This window comes from Streptomyces sp. NPDC107546 (assembly GCF_055639175.1).
Genome location: NZ_JBVKBA010000014.1, coordinates 139,694 through 161,918, shown reverse-complemented (window position 1 = coordinate 161,918; position 22,225 = coordinate 139,694). Strand labels below are relative to the sequence as shown.

The following is a 22,225-nucleotide window of genomic DNA, read 5'->3' as shown; positions in this document are numbered from 1 at the left end:
TTGGAGCAACTTCCCATGCGCATCGGCATCCTGGGCCTCGGCCGGATCGGCGCCTTCCACGCCGCCACCCTCGCCGCACTGGACGCGGTGGACTCCCTGGTGGTCACCGATCCCGTGGCCGCTGCCACCACATCGGCGGCGGAGCGTTTCGGGGCGAGGGCGGTCGACTCTCCCGAGGCGCTCTTCGCCGCCGGGGTCGACGGCGTCGTGATCGCCGCCGCCACCAACGCCCACCCGGCGCTGATCCTCGCCGCCGTCGAGGCGGGCGTCCCCGTCTTCTGCGAGAAGCCGGTGGCGAAGACCGTCGAGGAGAGCCTGGGCGTGCTGCGCGCCGTGCGGGACAGCGGCGTCGAGGTGCACATCGGGTACAACCGGCGTTTCGACGCGGGCTGTGTCGCCGCGCGCGAGGCGGTCCTCGCCGGTGACCTCGGCCCGCTGCACACCGTGCGTTCCACCACCCTGGACCCGGCGCCGCCGCCGGAGGCGTACGTGTCGGTCTCCGGGGGCATCTTCCGTGACTGCTCCGTGCACGACTTCGACATCGTGCGCTGGGTGACCGGGCGGGAGGTCACCGAGGTGTACGCGGCCGGCGGCAACCGCGGCTCGGAGTACATCGCGGCCGCCGGCGACGTCGACACCGCCTCCGCGCTCCTCACCCTGGACGACGGCACCCTGGCGGTGGTCTCCAACTCCCGGCACAACGCGCGCGGTTACGACGTACGTCTGGAGCTGCACGGCATGAAGGACAGCATCGCCGTGGGCCTGGAGGACAAGCTGCCGCTGCGGTCCGTCGAACCGGGCGCCACCTTCCCGGCCGGTGCCCCGCACCACTTCTTCATGGACCGCTTCGCGGACGCCTACCGCGCCGAACTCGCCGCGTTCACCGAGATGGTGGCGGGATCGAGGCCCTCACCGTGTACGGTGGCCGACGCCATCGAGGCGAGCTGGGTCGCCGAGGCCTGCACGTTGTCGCTGGCGGAGCACCGACCGGTGCGGATGGACGAGGTACGCCACGGCATGGACGAGGTGAAGTGAGGCATGGGCGAATCGCTGCGGATCGGACTGCTGGGATCGGCCCGCATCACCGAGTTCGCGCTCGTGGCCCCGGCCCGCGCGGGCGGGCACCGGCTCGTCGCGGTGGCCGCCCGTGACCGGGACCGGGCGCAGGCGTTCGCCGACGCCCACGGCGTGGAGCGGGTCGTCGGCTCGTACGCCGATCTCGTCGCCGACCCCGAGGTCGACGTCGTCTACAACCCGCTCGCCAACGGCCTGCACGGCCCCTGGAACCTGGCGGCGCTGAAGGCGGGCAAGCATGTGCTGACCGAGAAGCCGTCCGCGAGCAACGCCGAGGAGGCGGCCGAGGTGCGCGACGCCGCGTTGACGGCGGGCACGGTGTTCATGGAGGGCTTCCACTACCTCTTCCACCCCGTCACCCGGCGGCTGCACGAACTGCTCGCCTCGGGGGAACTCGGCGAACTGCGGCACGTGGAGACCGTGGTGGCCATGCCCCCGCCACCGGACGACGACGTGCGCTGGTCGCTCGCGCTGGCCGGCGGCGCCGTGATGGACCTGGGCTGCTACGCCCTGCACGCCCAGCGGATGCTCGCCCCGTGGGCCGGCGGCGCCCCCGAGGTGGTCTCGGCGCGCGGTGGGGAACGGTCGCAGGCTCCGGGCGTCGACGCCTGGCTGGACGCGGAGCTGGCCTTCCCCGGCGGCGCCACCGGAACCGCGCGCAGTTCCATGGTGCACGGCACCTGGCAGGCGACGTGCCGGCTGGTAGGCACCCGGGGTGAGGCCACGGCGCTCGACTTCGTACTGCCGCACCAGGACGACCGGGTCGTGGTGCGCACGGACAGCGGCGAACGGACGGAGGAGCTGGGACGCAGGTCCTCGTACACCTACCAGCTCGAGGCGTTCGCGGCCCGGGTGCGGGGCGGGCAGCCGCTGCCTCCCCCGGACTCCGTGCGGGGGTACCCCCATCTCGCTTCGCTCGACGCGGACGACGCGCTGGCGACGATGCGGCTCATCGACACCGCCTACGAGAAGGCCGGGTTCACGCCCCGGCCGCGCAGCTGACGCGCCCGGCCGGGTGACTGGGCTCGCTGAGCGTTGTCCCGTAAATGATCTATCGCACGGTGGTGACCTGCTCGTTCCCTGTCACCCGGTGAGGGCGAGGTTGTGCAGGCGGGCGATGCCGAGCATGGCGTGGTGGACGCCGTCGCGACTGCTCGGCGATGCAGTGGTCCCGCGTGGGCACCAGGGTGCCGTCGACGATCAGCACCGTCTCTTTGCGGAACCGCTTGCGTGGCTGCAGGCCGAGCGAGGGCCCGAGGTGGTCGATGATGCGGTCGGCCGCGGACTTCGAGATCCCGAACAGCGGGGCGAGCTGCCGCAGAGTGAGGTTCGTGCGCCAGTACGCGGCGACCAGCAGGACCCGGTCCTCCAGCGGTAGGCTCCAGGGCCGGCCCTCGCGGACCGGGTCCGCGGGCGTCCCGCCCGCATGCAGCGGACCACGCCGCATTCTCCGATCCCCACCGAGCGGCATGGGGCCGATCGGGTGACGATGGACGGGTAACCGACGTGACCACGCTGCTCCCAGTAAGGAGGCGGCGTCATGGCATCTCCCTCCGATTCCCCAGGTCCCGTTCCCCCGCGCGGCACGGAGCCGCACACACAGGAAAGATCGCGAACGCCGGATACAGCCCTGGCCGGAGGCATGGCCGCCCTGGCGAACATGGGCTGGCAGATCCTGCTCACCATGGGCCTCGCCAGCATCGCCCTGGGCGTGATCGCCTTGGTCTGGCCGGGCGCGACACTGCGGGTCGCTGGCGTCCTTTTCGGCGTCTATCTGCTGTTCACCGGCGTCTTCCAGGTGGCCGCCGCCTTCGGCGCCCACGTCCCTGGGCATCTTCGGGTCCTGCACTTCATCACCGGTGCGGCTTCCATCCTGCTGGGACTGATCTGCTTCCGGGGCCCCCTGGAGTCGATCCTGCTGCTTGCCCTGTGGGTCGGCTTCAGCTGGCTGCTGCGCGGCACCACGGAGACGGCCGCGGCGGCCTCCGTCCAGGACATGCCCGGGCGCGGCTGGCACGTGGCCTTCGGCATCATCGGCACCCTGGCCGGCATCGTGATGATCATCATGCCGTTCGCCTCGATCGCGACACTCACTCTGGTGGTGGGCGTGATGGCCATCGTCCTGGGCCTGACCGAGGTGGTCCGCGCCATCAGGACGCGCGTCGAAATCAGCCAACTCGCCGCGGGCACCACCACGGAGCGGCGACCCCTGTTCCATGCCCGCCCGCACCCCCAGCACTGATCCGAAGAGCCTTTGGTCCACGCCGCGGAGGTGCCGACGAAGCACTCCACCAGGTCCAGCGCCGCCTCTGCCAGGCAGTGCCCCCGGGTCGTGCCCCACGCCTCGACCCGCACGTCGGCAGTGTGCGGCACTGTCGGAACCAGGAGGCGTGGACGGATGTGTGGACCATGACGGCGTTCGGGAAAAAGGTTCACCGGCTCGCAACGCCCGGCACGGCACTAGGTACAGATGGGCCACGCCGGCGTCGTGCGCAACGATGCGGGGACTCTGCTGGTGTGCGTCGGGCTGTGGCGGATCCTGCCTTGGACTGTGCGGCGCGTGATCGTCGCACCGCGGAAGGGCCGAGGACGAACCTGGGCTCAAGGAGCTGCCTCGGGGGCACGTCCGCGCCGGGACAGGAGCTGCCGGTTCGTGTTCCGGCGTGAGGAGCTCCCTTCGGGGGCGTCGGAGCCTATTTGTCGGGCGCGTGCGGGACGGTGATGACCGGGCAGCGTGCGTGGTGCAGTACGCCCTGGATGAGGGAGCCCATCAGCATGCCGGTAAAGCCGCCGTGCCCGCGTGTGCCCACGACCATCGAGGGCCGGTGCGCGCGCCGACGCGGACAGCAGCGGCCGGGACCGCCACAGACGTGGCGGAGGTCAGGGCGGACCGGTTATCGGTGTAGTCGGCATTGTGGGGGACGCGCAGCGCGACGGGGCCTCGGGGCGTTTCGGGTACCGGTCGGGACCCGGTGGCCTCAACGGCGGTGGCGGGTCGACCGTGTGCCGTCCCAGGTGCGCACGCCCGGGCCGAGCCGCAGGCTGGTGCCGTAGGCCGTAACTGTCGGAGGAGATGCCATGAAGGCGGTGGCCGTCGGCGCGAGCGCTGGATCGAGCCGGTGCTGTCCGGCGCAGCCGGCAGCGGGCGTGGTGACAGCAGCTCTGCCGGCGCCCGTGACGTGCGCGAGGCTCATGAACCAGGCCTCCGGGCTCTTGCCATGAGCGCAAACGCTCCCAGGCCAGTGGCCGCCGCGCGGCGGCCTTGTCTGATCGTGAATCCGTACTCGGGCGGGGGGAAAGCCAGCCGGTTCCGGATCGCGGACCAAGCCTGTGCTCTGGGGGCTGAGGTTTTCCTGGTCGATCGTTCCCGGTCCCAGGACCTTGCGACGGTGGCCCGACGCGCGGTGGATGACGGTGCGGATCTGCTGGGGGTGGCCGGCGGAGACGGCACTCAGGCGCTTGTCGCCGCGGTGGCGGCTGAGAGCGGTGTTCCTTTCATGGTCATTCCGACGGGTACCCGTAATCACTTCGCGATGGACCTCGGTCTGGACCGTGAGGACCCTCCGGCCGCGCTGAAGGCCCTTGCAGACGGCGTCGAGCTGCGCGTGGATCTCGGCTTCGCAGGTGAGCGGCCGTTCGTCAACAATGTGTCGTTCGGAGCGTATGCCGCTCTGGTGCAGGACCCGGCCTATCGGGAGGACAAGATCGGCACGATGCTGCGGATCCTCCCGGAATTCCTGGCCCACCACGAGGGTCCGGACCTGGTGGTACGCGCCGGGCCGATCACGGTGGACCGGCCGGACGCCGTGCTGGTGAGCAACAACCCCTACCAGGTCGACGACCCGGCCGGGCTCGGCAGGCGTGCCCGGCTCGACTCCGGGCTCCTGGGAGTACTGGCCGCCAGGGCGGAAACGCCCGCGGATACGGCCGCCCGGCTCCGCAGCGGGCAGAGGCAAGGCCTGACCCGTCTGGCCACCTCTGACGAGGTTGTCGTCGAAGCCGACATCCCGGTCGTCCCCGTTGGGCTGGACGGCGAAGCCGTCACCCTGCCGACTCCCGTGCGGTGCCGGATCAGTCCCGGCGGACTACGGGTGCGGGTTCCCCGCCATCGGCCGGGCGTCGTGCCCGCCTGGCGGCCACCGGGCTGGGCGGCCATCCGGCGGGCGGCCTCAGCTGCGGGGCGCGCCGCTCACGCCCGTCACACCAACTGACCGACGTGGACCCTGTGCTGGAAGCAGGTCCCGAGAGGCCCGGGACGGGCCCCCGGGGGCGAGCGGAGAGGGACAGATGGTGGGACTGTGATGCTGCTATCAGTCCATCAGCGGCGGTGCTCCTGCCCCGGCCCGGTGGTCACTGGCACGACACGTCGGTGCCGGTCCGCGCCCCAGGGACGCGAACCGGCCCGGGTTGGTCAGGTGTTGTCAGTACCCACCGTGGTCGCCGTGGTCTCCGTACCCACCGTGGTCTCCGTGGTCTCCATGGTCTCCGTGGTCTCCGTGGTCACCACCGCCACCGCCGAAGTGGTAGCTGTCATAGTCCCAGTAGCCGTGGTCGCCGTGGTCGCCGTGGTCGTAACCCCAGTCGCCGCAGCCCCCGCCGCCGTCGCAGTAGTCCGTCTGGACTGAGGGGTGCACCACTGGCGGGGTGCTCGCCATCGCGACCCCGCTGCCTGCCGCACCAGCCAGCAGCATCGTGCCGGCGATCAGTGCGACCCTGCGTCGGACCATCGTCATCGTGCCTCTCCTTGGTCACAGGCACTAAGCCCCTTTTGCCCTGTTGTCATCCAGGTTGCGCCGGACTGCCTGAGAGGAGGCTGAGAGCGGCTTGGCACACGGCAGGAACCAGGTCTCCGTAGGGTGGGAGAACAGGTCAGCCAGACGAGTGCTGGTGATCGAGGGCGAACGGGGACTCGCTGCGGCGATCGCTCACGGGCTCGCCGAAGAGGGCTTCGTCACCCGTGTCGTCCACGACGGCAACGACGGCCTGTGGCCGGCCGTCCACTAGAACGTACGGCGTGGTCGTGCTGGACCTCATGCTGCCCGGCATCTCCGAGAACGAGGTACTGAAGCGGGAGCTCTTCCGGTTGGGGACCGCGTCGGCGCGCGGCGCTCGGCTTGGGTCATGGGGCGGTCCCGCGGCCGGTGACCTGTACTGAGCCAACGCGAAAGTCCAGTTCGACGAGGTACTCGTATCCCGATGCCGCCGCAGTCCTCGGGAAGTCCAACCCGGCATCCGGTCAGGCATTCGGGGAGGTGATGCAGGACTTGGCGTTACCCGCTTGGGCCACTGGCGTAGCGCATGCGGCTTCTATCACCCGAATAGCGGACCCCGGCGGTGTGTGTTCGACTTGGTGAGAGCACCCTTTTCTGGGCATTCGGGGAGGTATGAGTGATGACGGAGACGACGGACCGCATCAACCAACTGACGGATTGGGCGAAGCACGCACAAGAGCAGGTGCAGAATGCGATCGCCAAGAACCGGGAGCAGTTGTCGGCTGCTGTCGAGGAGGCTCAGCGGGAGGCGGAACAGCGGGCAGAGCAACTGCGCCGTGAGGGAGCCGAGCAGAAGGCCGCTGCTGCTGCGTCACTGGAAGAGGCAAGGAACAAGTGGCAGGAGCATGTAGCGACGACCAAGAGCCGTTTCCAGGAGCGCAAGGCCGAACTGGACGTGAAACGCGCCCAGCACAACGCGGACGATGCGGAGTACTACGCGTCATTCGCGATCGACTTCGCGGCGTCCGCGATTCTGGAGGCCGAATCCGCCGCCCTGGAGGCGTTGCTGGCTCGTTCAGAGGCCGAAGCCCTGTCCAACAAGTAGAACCAGGTCGTGTGACGGCGGTCCCGACGTTGGCCGTTGGTCCTCACCCACCTGGTGGACATCAGACTCGCGGGTGCCCCGGTGTCCTGCTGGCCGAAGCGTGCGTTCGCCCGGCTCCGGCTACGCGGGACGTCCGTCGCCTGTCGGCACGCGGCGCAGGGTTCGGCGCTCCGCCGCCACGGAACGCCCTGCACGCCGATGAGGCAGACCGTACCCAAGGAACGTGATCGCCGACGCGACGAGCAGCACCACCACGAAGAGGTCCGTGAACTGCGCGGCCAGTTGCCGCCACACGTGCCTGCGCCCCGGGCTCGGCAGTTCGTTGGGACCGTACCGGGCCTGCCGCGCGGCCACCTCGGCCGACGAGAGACAGCGGGGAGAGCCGCCCAGCGCGGGGAAGACGCGGGCGTCGCATCCGGGCGCCGGATATGCGCCACCTGCAGCCCAGCAGCACCACGCACGCGGAGCCATCGCAAGCGGTCAGACGATGTCGAGCACGTCGAGGCTCAGCCAAAGGCATCCTGGCCTGGCCGAACCCACGTTCCGAGCCCGCAAGAAGGGGGATCCGGTGCGGTCCTACCGCCTCCTCAGGCTCCGCCCTCATCACAGCTGATCGTCGAGCGTGCACGGGCGTCCCGTGTCTGAGACCACCGGCGGGATCGCGATTCGCTTTCAGGGCCGACCGGCCCTCGTCCCACCCCGGTCAGCCCATGTGATCGCCGTCAAAAGCGCGGACGCTCGAAATGTCGAGAGGCCGGAGGAAACCGCGATGACGGACGACACACTCAGCCGCCCCCGGACCCACGCCCTGCTCGCGGACGGCAGCACCGTCTGCATCCGGCCCGTGGAACCGGATGATCAACAGCGGTTGCGGGGCTTCTACGAGGAGATGTCCCCCGAGAACCTCCGGCTCCGGTTCTTCACGGCGAGCCCTACTTCGGGCGCCCTGGCCGCTGACCGCGCGTGCGCCCCGGCACGCCCCGGCCATCGGGCGCTGCTGGTCGAGGCCAAGGGCCAGGTGGTGGGCCTGGCCGAGTACGACACCGGGGGTGACAAGGACGCAGCCGAGGTGTCCGTCGCGGTGGCCGAGGGACTGCACCACCGCGGTGTCGGCACTCTCCTCGTCGAGCATCTGGTCTCGGCGGCCCGTGCGGAGGGCATCACCACGTTCAGGGCCGACGCGCTGAGCGAGAACCTCGACGTGCTCCGGCTCTTCGCCGACCTCGGCCTGCGCACCAGGCGTCACTTCGAGGGGCCCGAGGTCCGGTGCACCATCGCGCTCGACGAGGACGACGCCTACCTCTCAGCGGTGGAGGAGCGCGGCCGGGCCGCCGACGTGGCCAGCCTGAAACCGTTGCTGAGGCCAGACGCGATCGCCGTCGTCGGTGCCGGGCGCAAGCCCGGGTCGGTGGGGCGGGCCATCCTGCACCACCTGCACGCGGGCGGCTTCACGCGACGTCTCTTCGCAGTGAACCCGAACGCCGGCTCGATCCTGGGCGTGCCCTGCCACCCCGCAGTCGCTGCCCTGCCCAGGGTCCCGGACCTGGCGGTCGTCGCCGTGCCCGCGGCGGCCGTCCCGGCCACCGCCGAAGAGTGCGGCAAGGCTGGGGTACGGGCGCTCGTCGTCGTTACCGCCGGCCTCGACCGCGCCCAGGCGCAGTGCCTGATGACCGCATGCCGTACGTACGGGATGCGGCTCGTCGGCCCGAACTGCCTCGGCATCTCCAACACCGCCCCCGAGCTGCGCATGGACGCCACCTTCGCCGCCGACCACCCGCTGCCGGGAACCGCAGGCGTCGCCGTGCAGTCCGGCGGGGTGGGGATCGCCCTGCTCGACGGGCTGTCCCGGCTCGGCATCGGCGCGTCCTCGTTCGCGTCCCTCGGTGACAAGTACGACGTCAGCGGCAACGACATGCTCCAGTGGTGGGAGAGCGACGGCCGCACCGATCTCGCCCTGTTGCACCTGGAGTCCTTCGGCAATCCGAGGGCGTTCTCCCGCACCGCGCGGCGCGTCACCCGCCGCATCCCGGTACTGACGGTGGACGCCGGCCGCACCGAGGTCGGCCGCCGCGCCGCCGCCTCCCACACCGCGGCGGCCGCCACGCCCACCATGACCCGACAGGCGCTGTTCACCCAGGCCGGCATCACCGCCACCCGCTCGATCGGCGAGCTCCTCGAAACGGCCGCCCTGATGCACTCCCAGCCGCTCCCGGTCGGTGCGCGCGTCGCGATCGTCGCCAATGCGGGCGGTGTCGGGGTGCTGGCCGCGGACGCCTGCGTGGAGGCGGGGCTCACCCTGCCGCCGCTCGCCCCGCACCTGATCGACGACCTGCTCGCCGTGCTGCCCGAGGGAGCGACGGCCGGCAATCCCGTCGACACCACCGCCGCCGTCTCCGAAGACCGGCTTAGGGACTGCCTGGACCGACTCCTCGAATCCCCGGATACCGACGCCCTCCTGGTGGCCCTCGTACCCACGGCGGTCGCCGCGGCGACTGGTGAGGAGCTCACCCGCGCCCTCACCAGCGACCCCGCGCACCGGACACGACCGGTCGTCGCGGTACGCATCGAACAGGACCTCCCGGTGAAACTGCTGCCCGCCACCGCCGGTGGAACCATTCCTTCGTATGCCGATCCCCAGGCGGCTGCGCGGGCCCTGGCCCACGCCGCGCGCCGAGCGGCGTGGCTCTCCCGGCCCGTGGGCACCGTCCCGGTCCTCTCCGGAATCGATGCCCCGCAGGCCCACGAGATCGCCGACGTGTACCTCGCCCGGCACCCGGACGGGGGTTGGCTCGGCCCGCGCACTTGCGCCGACCTGCTGGCCTGTTACGGCGTCCCGCAGCTGCCGTGGGCCTGGGCCGAGACCGAGGATGACGCCGTGATGGCCGCCGAGCGGCTGCGCGGACCCGACGGCCGGATCGTCATGAAGGCCCACTGGCCGGGCCTGCTGCACAAGAGCGAGCAGCACGCCGTCCACCTCGACCTCCAGGGCGAGTCGCAAGTCCGGGGCGCCTTCAAGGATTTCGAGACGCGATTCGCCGGCCTGATGACGGGTGTGGTCGTCCAGCCACTCGCCGCCCGCGGCACCGAGCTGTTCGCCGGTGTCGTCCAGGACGAGGTCTTCGGCCCTCTCGTCCTCTTCGGTCTGGGCGGCACCGCGACCGAGGTGCTCGCCGACCACGCCGCCCGCCTCACCCCGCTCACCGACCAGGACGTCCACGACCTGATCACGGCCCCGCGCTGCGCTCCGCTCCTGTTCGGCGCGCACGGTGCTGAGCCCGTCGACCTCGAGGCCCTGGAACAGCTGCTCCTGCGCGTGTCCCGTATGGCGAGCGATCTACCGCAGCTCGCCGAGGCCGACTTCAACCCCGTCCGTGCCGCACCGGGCGGAGTGACCGTGCTCGACGCACGCGTGCGTCTGCTGCCCCGCAGGCCCCCGGATCCCTATTTGCGCCGGCTCCGCTGAGGAGGTAACGGACATGAAGCACAACAAGGTCGGCTCCGTGATGACCACGGATGTCGTCCGCGCCGAATCCGGCTCGTCGGCATCGTCACCGCCGCGACCTGCTCCAGGTCTTCCTGCGGCCCGACATCGAGATCCGCGACGAAGTGATCGAGGAAGTCCTGGTCCGCACACTGCGGCTGCCACCCATGACCATCGACGTCTTCGTGGTCGAAGGCGTGGTCACCCTCACCGGCCGGTTGGAACGCAAGAGCGAGACGGAGATCGCCGTCTCCATGACCCGGCAGATCGACGGCGTGGTAGCGGTGATCGACCAGCTCACCTACCGGTTCGACGAGTCCCGCCTGTCGTCCGGCGAGCGGTCACCGCACGGCTCGCCCACGACAAGCAGCGCAATCTCTGAGCGGAGGTGACGGCCCATGGCCGCACGCGCATCGTCGAACGCGGCGGGAGGCCACCCGACCGGTGACCTCGGGCGCCGGATCGCCCTGCGGCGCGAGGAACTCGGCTTGACCCGGGAGGAAGCGGCCGATCGGGCCGGTATGGCTGCCGGCTACCTGCGGTATCTGGAGGAGCAGTCCACCGTCGCGCCGAGCGCGGCCTCCCTTCTGCGGTTGGCCGGAGCACTCGAGACCACCGTCCGGGACCTCGCCGGCGGCGACGTCGATCTTCCATCCGGCCTCGGACAGGCAGGCCGGCATCCGAAGTTCACGGAGCTGACCACGCAGGAGTGCCGGGACCTGCTCTCGACGCACGGCGTGGGGAGACTCGCGGTGACCACCGCCTCGGGACCGGTGGTCGTCCCTGTGAACTACAGCGTCGTGAAGGGGACGCTCGTCTTCAGGACGCAGCCGCACGCGGTGCCTTCGCAGGCGTCGGGTTCTCAGATGGCCTTCGAGATCGACCACGTCGACGGAGCGTTGAGCCAGGGCTGGAGCGTCCTGGTGCGCGGACAGGCCAGGGCCGTGACGGATCCGGACTCCGTACGGCGGCTGGAGGATCAGGCGTACAGCGCACCCTGGGCGGGTGGGCAACGTGAGCTGTGGATCCGTATCGAGCCTCTGAGCATCACCGGGCGCCGGATCACCGTGTGACGGCAGCGACCACCCTGGCAGCCCGGTACCCATCGGACCGGTAGGAGACGTGAGCCCGGCGATGCCGCCGATAATCGGTGACCGGCCGAGTGCCGTGGCGGCGGATCCGGCCGGTCCCGGAGCGCGGAGATTGCGGTCAGTGCAGCTGGTCGAGTGCCTGCTGGAAGGCGGTGCCATGGCGGGCTTCGTCCGCGGCGGTGTCGCGGAAGTAGCGGGCGGCGGCGGTGTCGCCGACGGCGGTGGCCTGGGCGGCGAACCCGGGGTACAGGTTGGTGGCCTCGTTGTGCTCCCCGGAGACGGCCTTGCCCAGGTTCTCCTTGGTGCTGCGCACCAGGCCGGCCAGGACCGCTTCGCCGGCGAAGTGTTCGTGCAGTTCCACTGCGGCTGTGCCCTCGAACAGGCGGGCCAGCGCGGGGCTGCCGGTCTGCTTGGCTCGCGCGGCGAACAGCATGTACTTGGCGTGGGCGAGTGCTTCGCCGTGCATCGCGGTGTCCAGGTTGGCCTTCGTGCGGGCGGCCTTCACCTTCGGCATCCCCGCGGGCACCGAGACCATGTCGGCCTTCGGCGGCGCCGGGATGGTGCCGCGGCCGGTGGTCACGACCGTGAGGGCGGTGCGGAAGGCGTCGCGGTGGCGGCCCTCGTCCCCGGCGATCTCGGTGAACAGCTTGGCGGCGTCCAGGTCTCCGTCCTTGCGTGCCTGGTCCGCGAAGCCGCGGTACATGACCTGGTGCTCGTACGTCTCGCCGTTGATGGCCTGGCGCAGGTCGGCAGCGTTCGTCCCGACCACGCCGGCCATGGTGGCCGCCTCGCGCAGGTGCTCGTTCAGCTCGGTTTGTGCCGTGGTGCGGAAGAGCCCGCCGATGGCGGGGTGGGCCTCGCGGTCGGCTTGAGCGCCGAAGAGGTTGTAGGACGCGTGGGCGAACGCCTCGCCCTTCATCGCGGTGGTGAGGTCGGCGAGGGTCTGCGAGCGCAGAGCCCGCGCGTCGGCGTGCGTTGCCGGGTGGGGATCGGCCGACGCGGCGAGCGCCAGCGCCGTAGCTGCCTGCGACGTGGCGCCCAGGGTGCACAGGCCGACCAGGAGCGTACGTATCGAGTGGCGGAACATGACGTCCTCCTTCAGGGGCCTCTTGGAGAGAAGCGGACCCCTCCCTCATACGAGCGGGAGGCGCATGTCCTTGCCTTCTCACATAACCCACTCGAGTGATTACTTTTCGTGATGCGACGCCGAGTGGCCCACGTTCACGGGCGCGCATCCGTGCCGGCCGGGTGGGCCACAGGCTGCCGCACCACGCCGACTGCCCGGTCGCGGTGGTGCAGCAGCGGATCCGGCACCGGACGCGCCCTCCTTCCTCGGCGTGGACCGCGCCGCCGGCCTGGGCTCCGGGGCGAGACTGGTGCCGGTGCCGACTCCCGTCGTACGCACCGGAGAACCGCTGGTGGGAGGAGGGCCGCGTGACGGCCTGGACCTGGCAGTACGAGGGCTACGAGCCCGCCGAGGAGCGCCTGCGGGAGTCCCTGTGCACGCTGGGCAACGGTTACTTCGCCACCCGGGGGACGCTTCCCGAGTGCACCGCGGACGACGTGCACTACCCGGGCACGTATGCCGCCGGCTGCTACAACAGGCTCGTCTCACACGTGGCCGGCCGCCGGGTCGAGAACGAAGACCTGGTCAATCTTCCCAACTGGCTGCCGCTGCGCTTCCGCCTCACCGGACAGCAGTGGCTGACACCGGACACGGGCACCGTGCTCGACCACCGCCAGGTCCTACACCTGTCCACGGGCCTGCTGGAGCGCCGCACCCGGTACGGACTCGGCGACGGGTGCGCACTGACCGTGCGCCAGCAGCGCCTGGTGCACATGGCCGACCCCCATCTCGCCGCCCTGCGCACCGAGTTCACCGCGGAGGGCGACGCCGTCGAGCTGGATGTCGAGGCCGCGTTGGACGGCGGCGTCACGAATGCCGGCGTGGCGCGCTACCGAGACCTGAACAGCCGCCACCTCACCCATGTGCACACCGGCACCGACGCCCCGGACACTGTCTGGCTGCGCTGCCGCACCCTCACCTCCGACATCCGGATCGGCCTTGCCGGCCGGCTGACCGCCGCCGCCCCCGTCGTCACCGAGCACCCGTTCCCCCGCGCCGTCCAGAGCCTGCGCCTCGACCTGGCACCCGACCGGACCGTCACCGTCGACAAGACCGTAGCCCTGCACACCTCCCGCGACCCCGCCATCAGCGACCCGCTGCAGGCCGCGATCGACCGCGTCCGCCAGGCCCCCGGCTTCGACGCACTGCTGGAAAGCCACCGCACCGCCTGGCGCCTGCTGTGGCGGCGGGCCGACCTCGACATCCCCGGAGAGGCCGGCCGCGTGCTGCGGCTCCACCTCTTTCACGTCCTGCAGACCCTCTCGCCGCACACCGCGGACCTGGACGTGGGCGTGCCCGCCCGGGGCCTGACCGGAGAGGCCTACCGCGGGCACGTCTTCTGGGACGAGCTGTTCGTGCTGCCGTATCTCAACCTGCACTTCCCGGAGGTCTCCCGGGCCCTGCTCCACTACCGCCACCGTCGTCTCGACCGGGCCCGGGCTGCGGCGCGCGGGATCGGCCGACGAGGGGCGTCGTACCCGTGGCAGAGCGGCAGCGACGGGCGCGAGGAATCCCAGAAGGTCCATCTCAACCCGCGCTCCGGACGCTGGCTGCCCGACCACAGCCGGCTCCAGCGGCACGTCGGCTCGGCGGTCGCCTACAACGTGTGGCAGTACTGCGAGGCCAGCGGCGACGCCGAGTTCCTGCACACCAAGGGCGCCGAGATGCTGCTGCAGATCGCCCGCTTCTGGGCGGACTCGGCGACCTACGACGAGGGCATCGGCCGGCACCGCATCCGCGGCGTGGTCGGCCCCGACGAGTACCACGACGCCTACCCCGGCGCCCAGGAGCCCGGCCTCGACGACAACGCGTACACCAACGTCACCGCGGCCTGGGTGCTCACCCGCACCCTGGATCTCCTGCGCGTCCTGCCCGAACCCCGGCGCCTGGAACTCGCCGAGCGCACCGAGCTGGACGACGGCGAGCTCGAGCGCTGGGAGGAGGTCTCCCGCACGCTCCACGTGCCGTTCCACGACGACGTCATCAGCCAGTTCCAGGGCTACGGCGACCTCGCCGAACTCGACTGGGACGGCTACCGGAAGCGGTACGGCGACATCCGGCGCCTCGACCGGATCCTGGAGGCGGAGGGCGACGCCGTCAACCGCTACCGCGCCTCCAAGCAGGCCGACGTACTGATGCTCGGATACCTGTTCGCACCGTCGGAACTGCGCGCCCTCTTCGCCCGCCTGGGCCACCGGCTCGACGAGGAGACCTGGCGGCGCACCGTCGACTACTACCTCGCCCGCACCAGTCACGGTTCCACCCTCAGCGGCCTGGTCCACGGCTGGGTCCTGGCCCGGACCCGGCGGGCCGAGGCGTGGGCGTTCTGCCATGAGACCCTGCGCGGCGACATCGCCGACGTGCAGGGCGGCACCACCGGGGAAGGCATCCACCTCGGCGCCATGGCAGGCACCCTCGACCTCGTCCAGCGCGGACTGACCGGCCTCGAGACCCGCCAGGGCGCGCTGTGGCTCGACCCCGTGCCCCTGCCCGAGCTGTCGTCGTACGGCTTCGCCATCCGCTACCAGGGGCACTGGGGCGTGCGGCTGCGGCTGGAGCGCGGTCTGCTGGAGATCGCGGTACCGCCGTCCGACCGTTCCCCCATCGACATCCGGCTGCCGGACCGCGCGGTATGCCTCCAGCCGGGAGAGACGGGCCGGTTGGTTTTCTGGGAGTGATGCCAAGGTCGTCCTTCACCACAGGCAAGGCACCAGGGTCCTTGTGACGGAGTCGCCCGGTTGGGGCGGAACGTCCACCATGGAAAGTGACCTGGGGAGTGCCCATGAGACTTTCGTTTCTGGAACGTCTGTACAAGCAGCCTGGTCCCTTCGCGTCGGTCTATCTGGACACGTCCCGCGACAGTGCCGTCCAGGATCCCGACGCGGCCGTAGAGCTGCGGTGGCGGCATCTGCGGGACGCCCTGACGTCCGAGGGAGCGGACCAGGACTCCATCACCGCGGTGGCGCGCATGGTGGGCTGCGACGCCGACGTGCCGGGCACCCACGGGCAGGCCGTGTTCACGGCACACGGCCGGCTGGCCCTGCTGGACGAGCTGCCCGCCCCGCCCGCACGGGACACGGCGCACTACGGGACACTGCCGGACACCATGCCCCTGATCGTCCAGCATGCGCCCGGCATCGCCTACCTGGCGGTTCAGGTCCGCTACGGCGGTCGTCACTCGACGGATGCCACCGGGACCGTGCGCATCGACGCCGAGTCGGGGCTCTGGCCTCTCACCAAGGTCACGCCGGGACACCGCCTGCACGAGGAGGTCCCCGTGGCCGACTGGCTGCATGCTGCCGAAGTGATCGGCCGGGAGCTGGAAGGCCATGCACGGCGCGTCGACACAGAAGCGGTGATCGTGGCGGGAGACGTCTGGGCTCGCGGCATCCTCGTCAACCGGCTCCCCGCTTCCCTGCGCGGCCAGGTCATCACGGTCGAAGGAGTCGGCGAGTCCGAGCCGGGGCGGGCGCTCATGGAGGAGCGGCTCGAAAGCCTCTTCAGCGGGCGCATGGCCGCGCACGACCGAGCACTGCTGGATGCCTTCCTCGCAGAGAAGGCACGCGACGGGGCCTCGGCCGAGGGCCTTTCCGTCGCCGTGTCAGCCCTGCAGCGCGGCCGGGTCAAGGCCCTGTTCCTCAACAACCACCCCGAGTCGACGCTGCGCCTCTGGTTCGGCCCGGAACCCGGACAACTCGCCCTCACCGAACAGGAACTGCGCTCCTACGGCGTACAGGACGTCCGCGAGGAGCGCGCCGACGCGGCTCTGACCCGAGCGCTGGTCGGCACGAGGGCCGAACTGGTCGTGGTCCCCGAGCAGCAGTTGCAACTGCACGAGGGTGTGGGTGTACTGCTGCGCTACGCCGACCCCGTATCCCCCCGATGACACCCTGCGGCGTGGGTGTCCGAGTGGCCGAGGCACGGGCGGCGGCAGGTGCGCACCGGTTGCTCGTCGTCGACCCGCACACCGCCGCACGGGAACAGGGTCGGGCCCGTACGGCGTGGCCCACTGTCGCGCGTCCCCTTCTCAGTCCGGCTCCATGTAGGAGCGGCGGAAGACCTGGGCCTGGCCAGGGCCCCATGGGCGCACGGCTGCCAACGCCTGGACCACTGCGGACTCCAGGGGGCCGCTCGTGTCGATCGTGACGGCCTCCGCCCACGGTGGCTCCGTGGCCGCCATGGCAGCGGCCACCTCCAGGCCGGCGTCCGACGCTCCGGGGGCCCGGCTGGTCAGGCGGGCCGCCGACACGTCGCCGGGGACCTGGCAGTGCAGGGCCACCAGGTCGGCGCTCGTGCGTTCGGCCATACGCACGGCCGCTTCGCGCTGTCCCGCGTCGGACCAGGTGGCGTCCAGGACGACGGGCTCCCCGCAGGACAGCAGGGAGGATGCCCGCTCGAGCAGGGCCTCGTAGGTCCTGGCGGTCCACTCGGCCGTGTAGAGGCCCTCCCCGTAGCCGGCCGCCGCGGGCTGCTCCGCCGGGATGCCTGCCAGTTCCTTGCGGAGGCGGTCGCTGCTGAGCAGCGTGACGCCCAGGCGGTCGGCCAGTGCTCCTGCGAGGGTGGACTTACCGCTGCCCGGCAGTCCGCCCACGAGGGTCAGGCCGACGGCGGAGGCGCGCAGGTGGCGCAGGGCTGTCCTGACCAGCCGACGTGATGCCGCCTCCGCGTCGGGCGCGCCCTGCTGTGCCTGGATCAGGGAGACCTTGGCACGGACGAACGCGCGGTAGGCGACGTAGTGGTGCCACAGGGACGGAGGTGCCGGATCGCCCGAATACTCGCTGTACTGGGCGAGGAAGAACGCCGCGGCCTCCGGTGCGCCGAGCTGTTCCAAGTCCATGGCGAGGAACGCGGCGTCGTCGAGGCCGTCGACGTAGCGAAGGTGGTCGTCGAACTCCAGGCAGTCCAGGATGCGCGGCCCGTCGTCGAGGCAGAAGACGTCCTCGGCGCGCACGTCGCCGTGCCCGTCCACGATCCGCCCTTGCTCGATGCGGGTGTCGAACAACTGCTTGCGTCCGGCCAGATAGCGGCGTACCAGCCGTTCGATCTCCTCCACCCCGTCGGGGAGGGACCCGTCGTCGGCCAGTGCGCGGACCTGCGCGAAGCTGGCCTCCCAGCGCGAGGACAGCGCGTCTCTGGTGCCTTGTTCGTCGACCTCACGGCTGCGGGACGCGCCCGCGTGACAGGTGGCAAGCTGCCGGGCGATCGCCCGGAGATCATCGTCGATCGGTGTGCCTTCCCGTACCAGCAGGGACAGGCGCCGGTCGGCCGGCATGCGGCGCATCACCACGAGCGGTTCGGGCGCCTTCTCCTCCGGGCTGCGGATCTCGCCGAGGCCCAGGTATACGTCGGGTGAGAAGCGGCGGTTGAGAGCGACTTCCCGCTCACACGCATCGCGACGAGCCGCCACGGTCGAGTAGTCCAGGAAGCCCAGATCGACCGGTTTCTTGACCTTGTAGGCGCGGTCACCGACGAAGAACACGAGGGCGGTGTGGGTCTCGCGCACTTCTGAGCGAGGGAGCGCCGGAGCATCGTGAGCCGTAGTCGGCGCGTTGACTCCCGTGGCCGACCGCAGCACCGACGCGTCGGAGTGATGCCCTCGCATGTTCGGCTCCCTCCGGTGACCCGGTTCAGTCATGGGGTACGACGGCGACAGGGCAGCGCGCGTGATGGATGGCGGCCTGGGCCACGGGGCCCAGGCGGGGTGCGAGGGCAGCGTGGTGCCTGCGTCTGCCGACGACCAGCATCCCGGCGCCCTCGGCCGCCCGCACGACGGCCTTGGCAGGGCTGTCCAGAGCGATGGTGTCGGCGACGTCGACGTGCGGGAACTTCTCGCGCCAGGGGTGGAGCGCCTGGCTCAGCTGCTTCTGCGCGTCCTGCCTGATCTCTTCGGTGATGTCGTGGTCGATGCCCCAAGGCAACTGCGCGTGGATGGGCACGCTACGGCCGTGGACGGCCCGCAGGCCCACGTTCCTCGCCGCGGCGGTACCGAAGGCGAATGCGAGCAGGTCGTCGCACGATCCGTGCCGTTTCAGCGCCACCACCACGCTGCCATGGGAGGTGGGCGTAGGCACCTCTTCGCTTGTCTCGGCACGGACCAGCACCACCGGCCGCTCGGCCCGTGCCACGACGGGCATGCTGACATCACCCATGAAGTAGCTCTCGACGGGCTCCAGCCCGCGGGAACCGAGCACGGTCATCTCGGACTCGGCCGCCGCTCGAAGCAGTGCGTGCTCGGCGTCGTCGGCGACCAGGCTGCCGACGACTGTAAGGCCGGGGTGGCGCGCCTGGATCTGCGCCCGTGCGTCGCGTACAAGCCGCTTCGCCCAGTAGTTCTGGTCGACCTCGCAGGGAAGGCGGGTCGGTTCCGGCACCAGCAGCGGCCACGCATGCAGCAGGCGCAGAGTGAGCTTGCGCCGTTCGGCCTCGTCAGCGCCCCAGCGAGCAGCGGCGAGACTCTCGGGCGAGCCGTCGAGGCCCACCGTGACGACCGGATCCATGGCGACCGCCTCCGTCTCGTGGGAAGCCGGAATGACGGTGAGGGAGTCCGTCGGTCCAGGCGGCGCCGGCACGCCGAGCACCGGCTTCTTCCCATTCGAGGACTACCGCATACCTCCTTGCGGCGCATGCCGACCAGGCGCCGGGTCCCGCCCATGACCTTCGCTGTGACCTGCGCGGATCACTGTGGTGAACTCTGACGAGCCTCTGGCTGCCGGGACCCGGCGGTGCTGGTCCTGGGCGGTCTGCTCGCGGGCGAACGACGAGCGGCTCTGGGTTGCCGCAGTCGGGTGACGGTGCTGAACCGGGCGGCGCGGCGGCGCAGATGCCGATGACCGAGGGTCGGTCGGGGCGGTACCGGTGCGCGTGCGGCGCGGTAGAAGATCCGCTTGCCGATCTCCACGAGGCCGAGGTAGACGACGACCATGGCGGCCACCGCAGCGAAGAAACCGGACGGCAGGAGCTGGAAGCCGAGGACAGGGGCTATCGGGGTGGCCGGCAGGGCGGCGCCGAGGGCGACGACACCCAGCGCGGTCAGCGTCAGGGGAAGGCTGGGGCGGCTTCGCCAGAAGGGGATGCGGCGGGTGCGGATGGCGAAGATCACCAGGGTCTGCGTGGCCAGGGATTCGACGAACCAGCCGGTGTGGAACTGGGCGGCGCCGGCGTGGAAGACGCCCAGCATCACCGCGAAGGTCACGAAGTCGAACAGCGAGCTGATCGGCCCGAAGCACACCATGAAGCGCCGGATGAAGGCGATGTCCCAGTGCGCCGGCCGTCGTACCTGCTCCTCGTCGACCTCGTCGGTGGGGATGGCGAGCTGGCTCGTGTCGTACAGAAGGTTGTTGAGCAGGATCTGGGAGGGCAGCATCGGCAGGAAGGGCAGGAACAGGGACGCGCCCGCCGCGCTGAACATGTTGCCGAAGTTGCTGGACGTCCCCATCAGGACGTATTTGATGGTGTTGGCGAAGATCCGCCGGCCCTCGGTGACCCCGTCCGCCAGGACTCCGAGGTCCTTCTCCAGAAGGATCACGTCGGCCGCGTCCTTGGCCACGTCCGTGGCCGAATCCACCGAGATGCCCACGTCGGCGGCGTGCAGCGCGAGGGCGTCGTTGACCCCGTCACCGAGGAAGGCGACATCGCCGCCGGTCCGCCGTTGCAGGCGTACGATGCGGGCCTTGTGCTCGGGGCTGACCCGGGCGAACACCGTGGTGTGTCGGATGGCGGTGATGAGCTGCTCGTCGTCCATGGCGTCGAGGTCGTTCCCGGTCAGCACTCCGACATCGCTCAACCCCAGGTCGTGGCAGACCTTGGCGGCCACCGCAGGGCTGTCCCCGGTGACGACCTTCACCGTGATGCCCAGCGTGTCCAGCCGTCCCAGCGCCTCGGCGGCGTCGGGTTTGGGCGGATCGAGGAAGACCAGCAGACCCGCCAGGCGAAGGTCACGCTCGTCGGCGGCTGTGAGGGCGGTGGCCGCCCGGCCGGGACGGGTCGCCACGGCCACCACGCGGTTGCCGGCGGCGAACTCGGTTTCCAGCGCCTGACGGGAACTGTCGGGCACGTCCACACAGCGTTCCAGCACCGTTTCGGGGGCGCCTTTGGTGACCAGCGTGGTCGCACCGTCGGGATCGGTGACCGTGACGGATACCATCCGCCGCTCATGGTCGAAGGGCAAAACACCGATGCGTTTCCAGCCGCTGAGGGCCGGACGCCGGGAGGCGGTGGCCGGGGAGTCCCACAGGGCGGCGTCCAGTGGATTGCCGCCGACCGGCCGGCCCCGGTCGTCCATCTCCGTCTCCGTGCACAGCAGCCCGAAGCGCAGCACCTCCTCCGGTGCCACACCGTCGGCCGGTACCGCCCGCATGAAGTCGATACGGCCCCGGGTCAGCGTCCCGGTCTTGTCGGTGAACAGCACCTCCACGTCACCGAGATCCTCGATGCACACCAGCCGCTTGACCAGCACCTTGCGCTGGCTCATCCGCCGGGAGCCCGCGGCCAGGCTGGTGGAGACCACGGCGGGCAGCAGTTGCGGAGTGATGCCGACCGCGATGGCCAGAGAGAACAGCAACGCGTCGATCATCGGCTTGTGCAGGGCGACGTTGATGACGAAGATCGACGTGGTCAGCGCCCCCGCGACGTACACCAGCAGCATCGAGAACCGCCGCAGCCCCACCTGGAACTCGGTCTCCAGCTGATGACCGCTCAGCCCGGCGGCGATCTTCCCGAACTCGGCCTCCGCGCCGGTGGCGACCACCACCCCACGGCCGCTTCCGGAGTGCACCACGGTGCCCATCAGGGCACAACCGGACAGCTCGGCCAGCGCCGTACCGGCCGGCACGGGCGCGGTCCCCTTTGCGACCGGCAGCGACTCACCGGTCAGCACCGACTCGCTGCACTCCAGCCCGGTGACCTCAAGCAGCCGCAGATCCGCGGGCACGATGTCGCCCAGCCGCAACTCCACCACATCACCCGGAACCAGGGCGGTGACCTCCACTTCCTGTGGTCGCCCGTCGCGCAGCACGACCGCACGGTGACGGATCTTCGCGTGCAGCGACTGGGCGGTCTTCTCCGCCCGGTATTCGTTGGCAAAACCCAAACCGACGGAGAGCGCCACGATCGCACCGATGATCAGGGCATCGCTGCGCTCGCCGACGAAGTAGGAGACGACGGCGGCGGCCAGAAGCAGGCCCAGCAGCGGGGACCGCAGCTGGTGCCACAGGACGAGCCAAGCCCGGGCCCGGTGCGAGTGAACCGCATTGGGCCCCCAGCGCCCGAGCCGCCGTTCCGCCTCATCCGACGACAGACCGCCGCCGGTCACCCCCAGATCGTCCAGTACCTCGGCAGTGGGCCGGGCGGCCGCCACGGCGACACGCCCCGCGGTCATCGGCCGCACTGGGACGGTGGTCACCATCACCGACCGCCCCCGTGTCCCGGCCCGCTCCCACAGCGGGACACGCCCGCGCCACGCCCAGGCCCGGTGGCCCAGGACAAGACCACAGATCCAACGGGCCCCTGACGACAACTGCGTGTGAGGTATGGACAGGCTGATACCGGTGTCACAGCTCCACCCTCGGTCCGGCAGCGCCCCCGCCCCAAGGGGCCATCCGGGCCTGTCTCAGGGACCTGCGGCGCAGCCCGCCGCCG

The 22,225-nt window shown here is 70.8% G+C and carries 19 protein-coding genes and 3 pseudogenes; 12 read left to right on the top strand and 10 right to left on the bottom strand.

What is annotated here, in order from left to right:
* Positions 1–15: 15 nt before the first annotated feature.
* Both ACZ7L1_RS21975 and ACZ7L1_RS21970 read left to right on the top strand, forming a co-directional pair.
* Positions 16–1,035 carry a Gfo/Idh/MocA family protein gene (locus ACZ7L1_RS21975; RefSeq protein ID WP_471439402.1) on the top strand — a complete coding sequence of 340 codons (1,020 nt, stop codon included), beginning with the start codon at positions 16–18 and terminating at the stop codon, positions 1,033–1,035.
* A 3-nt stretch (positions 1,036–1,038) separates the two neighbouring features.
* On the top strand, positions 1,039–2,076 hold the full coding sequence (locus ACZ7L1_RS21970) for a Gfo/Idh/MocA family protein (protein WP_471439400.1): 1,038 nt from the start codon (positions 1,039–1,041) through the stop codon (positions 2,074–2,076).
* Positions 2,077–2,218: 142 nt separating this feature from the next.
* Here the strand turns inward: ACZ7L1_RS21970 and ACZ7L1_RS21965 are convergent.
* Positions 2,219–2,485, bottom strand: a pseudogene (locus ACZ7L1_RS21965) (helix-turn-helix domain-containing protein); the annotation flags it as partial.
* Positions 2,486–2,614: 129 nt separating this feature from the next.
* Here ACZ7L1_RS21965 and ACZ7L1_RS21960 point away from each other — a divergent pair.
* Complete coding sequence (locus ACZ7L1_RS21960; RefSeq protein WP_471439399.1) at positions 2,615–3,316, top strand: HdeD family acid-resistance protein; 702 nt, start codon at positions 2,615–2,617, stop codon at positions 3,314–3,316.
* A gap of 35 nt (positions 3,317–3,351) precedes the next feature.
* On the opposite strand, the pseudogene ACZ7L1_RS21955 reads toward ACZ7L1_RS21960, so the two are convergent.
* From ACZ7L1_RS21955 to ACZ7L1_RS21945, 3 genes and pseudogenes are all read right to left on the bottom strand, one after another.
* A pseudogene (locus ACZ7L1_RS21955) lies at positions 3,352–3,447 on the bottom strand (archease); the annotation flags it as partial.
* 320 nt (positions 3,448–3,767) lie between these two features.
* The gene (locus ACZ7L1_RS21950) at positions 3,768–3,890 is read right to left on the bottom strand and encodes a universal stress protein (RefSeq protein ID WP_471439398.1); all 123 of its coding nucleotides are present in this window, start codon (positions 3,888–3,890) and stop codon (positions 3,768–3,770) included.
* 162 nt (positions 3,891–4,052) lie between these two features.
* On the bottom strand, positions 4,053–4,268 hold the full coding sequence (locus ACZ7L1_RS21945) for a hypothetical protein (protein WP_471439397.1): 216 nt from the start codon (positions 4,266–4,268) through the stop codon (positions 4,053–4,055).
* A gap of 48 nt (positions 4,269–4,316) precedes the next feature.
* Between ACZ7L1_RS21945 and ACZ7L1_RS21940 the strand changes: the two genes are divergently transcribed.
* Positions 4,317–5,285, top strand: coding sequence for a diacylglycerol/lipid kinase family protein (locus ACZ7L1_RS21940; protein WP_471439395.1), 969 nt, complete (start codon positions 4,317–4,319; stop codon positions 5,283–5,285).
* A gap of 210 nt (positions 5,286–5,495) precedes the next feature.
* Here the strand turns inward: ACZ7L1_RS21940 and ACZ7L1_RS21935 are convergent, their stop codons facing one another.
* Positions 5,496–5,807, bottom strand: coding sequence for a hypothetical protein (locus tag ACZ7L1_RS21935; protein WP_471439393.1), 312 nt, complete (start codon positions 5,805–5,807; stop codon positions 5,496–5,498).
* Positions 5,808–5,898: 91 nt separating this feature from the next.
* Between ACZ7L1_RS21935 and ACZ7L1_RS21930 the strand changes: the two genes are divergently transcribed.
* The 3 genes from ACZ7L1_RS21930 to ACZ7L1_RS21920 all read left to right on the top strand — a co-directional run bounded on the left by ACZ7L1_RS21930 (position 5,899) and on the right by ACZ7L1_RS21920 (position 6,891).
* Positions 5,899–6,078, top strand: a complete 180-nt coding sequence (locus ACZ7L1_RS21930) for a response regulator (RefSeq protein WP_471439391.1) — start codon at positions 5,899–5,901, stop codon at positions 6,076–6,078.
* Between the two features lie 10 nt (positions 6,079–6,088).
* Positions 6,089–6,229: a hypothetical protein gene (locus ACZ7L1_RS21925; protein ID WP_471439389.1), complete on the top strand. Its 141-nt coding sequence runs from the start codon at positions 6,089–6,091 to the stop codon at positions 6,227–6,229.
* A 236-nt stretch (positions 6,230–6,465) separates the two neighbouring features.
* Positions 6,466–6,891 carry a hypothetical protein gene (locus tag ACZ7L1_RS21920; protein ID WP_471439388.1) on the top strand — a complete coding sequence of 142 codons (426 nt, stop codon included), beginning with the start codon at positions 6,466–6,468 and terminating at the stop codon, positions 6,889–6,891.
* Between the two features lie 120 nt (positions 6,892–7,011).
* Here the strand turns inward: ACZ7L1_RS21920 and ACZ7L1_RS21915 are convergent, their stop codons facing one another.
* Positions 7,012–7,362, bottom strand: coding sequence for a cation-transporting P-type ATPase (locus ACZ7L1_RS21915; RefSeq protein WP_471439387.1), 351 nt, complete (start codon positions 7,360–7,362; stop codon positions 7,012–7,014).
* Between the two features lie 298 nt (positions 7,363–7,660).
* On the opposite strand from ACZ7L1_RS21915, the gene ACZ7L1_RS21910 reads away from it, so the two are divergent.
* The 3 genes and pseudogenes from ACZ7L1_RS21910 to ACZ7L1_RS21900 all read left to right on the top strand — a co-directional run bounded on the left by ACZ7L1_RS21910 (position 7,661) and on the right by ACZ7L1_RS21900 (position 11,445).
* A complete protein-coding gene (locus ACZ7L1_RS21910) occupies positions 7,661–10,354 on the top strand; it encodes a bifunctional acetate--CoA ligase family protein/GNAT family N-acetyltransferase (RefSeq protein WP_471439386.1) in 2,694 nt (897 codons plus the stop codon).
* A gap of 69 nt (positions 10,355–10,423) precedes the next feature.
* Positions 10,424–10,764 (top strand): annotated as a pseudogene (locus ACZ7L1_RS21905) (BON domain-containing protein); the annotation flags it as partial.
* A 6-nt stretch (positions 10,765–10,770) separates the two neighbouring features.
* Complete coding sequence (locus ACZ7L1_RS21900; protein ID WP_471439384.1) at positions 10,771–11,445, top strand: helix-turn-helix domain-containing protein; 675 nt, start codon at positions 10,771–10,773, stop codon at positions 11,443–11,445.
* A 136-nt stretch (positions 11,446–11,581) separates the two neighbouring features.
* Here ACZ7L1_RS21900 and ACZ7L1_RS21895 read toward each other — a convergent pair whose 3' ends face one another.
* Positions 11,582–12,550 (bottom strand): rubrerythrin family protein, encoded by a 969-nt coding sequence (locus ACZ7L1_RS21895; RefSeq protein ID WP_471439383.1) that lies wholly within the window; start codon positions 12,548–12,550, stop codon positions 11,582–11,584.
* A gap of 347 nt (positions 12,551–12,897) precedes the next feature.
* On the opposite strand from ACZ7L1_RS21895, the gene ACZ7L1_RS21890 reads away from it, so the two are divergent.
* Positions 12,898–15,267, top strand: a complete 2,370-nt coding sequence (locus ACZ7L1_RS21890) for a glycoside hydrolase family 65 protein (protein WP_471439381.1) — start codon at positions 12,898–12,900, stop codon at positions 15,265–15,267.
* 104 nt (positions 15,268–15,371) lie between these two features.
* Positions 15,372–16,475, top strand: a complete 1,104-nt coding sequence (locus ACZ7L1_RS21885; RefSeq protein WP_471439380.1) for a baeRF2 domain-containing protein — start codon at positions 15,372–15,374, stop codon at positions 16,473–16,475.
* Positions 16,476–16,616: 141 nt separating this feature from the next.
* Here the strand turns inward: ACZ7L1_RS21885 and ACZ7L1_RS21880 are convergent, their stop codons facing one another.
* The 3 genes from ACZ7L1_RS21880 to mgtA form a co-directional block, all read right to left on the bottom strand.
* Positions 16,617–18,092: a bifunctional aminoglycoside phosphotransferase/ATP-binding protein gene (locus ACZ7L1_RS21880; RefSeq protein ID WP_471439378.1), complete on the bottom strand. Its 1,476-nt coding sequence runs from the start codon at positions 18,090–18,092 to the stop codon at positions 16,617–16,619.
* 124 nt (positions 18,093–18,216) lie between these two features.
* The gene (locus ACZ7L1_RS21875) at positions 18,217–19,086 is read right to left on the bottom strand and encodes a universal stress protein (protein WP_471439482.1); all 870 of its coding nucleotides are present in this window, start codon (positions 19,084–19,086) and stop codon (positions 18,217–18,219) included.
* Between the two features lie 179 nt (positions 19,087–19,265).
* The gene (mgtA, locus tag ACZ7L1_RS21870; RefSeq protein WP_471439377.1) at positions 19,266–21,965 is read right to left on the bottom strand and encodes a magnesium-translocating P-type ATPase; all 2,700 of its coding nucleotides are present in this window, start codon (positions 21,963–21,965) and stop codon (positions 19,266–19,268) included.
* Positions 21,966–22,225: the final 260 nt, after the last annotated feature.